This is a genomic window from Sesame phyllody phytoplasma (assembly GCF_018390775.2).
Lineage (GTDB): Bacteria > Bacillota_I > Bacilli_A > Acholeplasmatales > Acholeplasmataceae > Phytoplasma > Phytoplasma australasiaticum.
Window position 1 is genome coordinate 1 of the sequence record NZ_JAHBAJ020000054.1, and the last position, 282, is coordinate 282.

Genomic DNA, 282 nt, shown 5'->3' on the forward strand with positions numbered 1-282 from the left:
ATGATAATCCTTACTCTTCAAAATAGCATCTAATTTATCTAATTCTTTGACAGATTTTTGACGCAACATCAAAACATCTGCACTATTCATAAGAATCTTGCCATATTTATGATTTAATTTATCTATTTTTTGTTTTAATTCAGTAATATCATTTGTAATTTGTGTTTCAGACATATCAGAAGTAGCAATAATTTGAGATTTTAAATCACCTAATTCTTTTAATAATTGTTTTTGTTCTGATTCTAATGCAACAGGATGATAATCCTTACTCTTCAAAACAGG

The 282-nt window shown here is 25.9% G+C and carries 1 protein-coding gene; it reads right to left on the reverse strand.

Annotation, left to right across the window (positions count from 1 at the left end; translation table 11 throughout):
* A partial coding sequence (locus KHD59_RS02465; protein ID WP_238120397.1) for a hypothetical protein occupies positions 1-282 on the reverse strand: 282 nt, incomplete at both ends.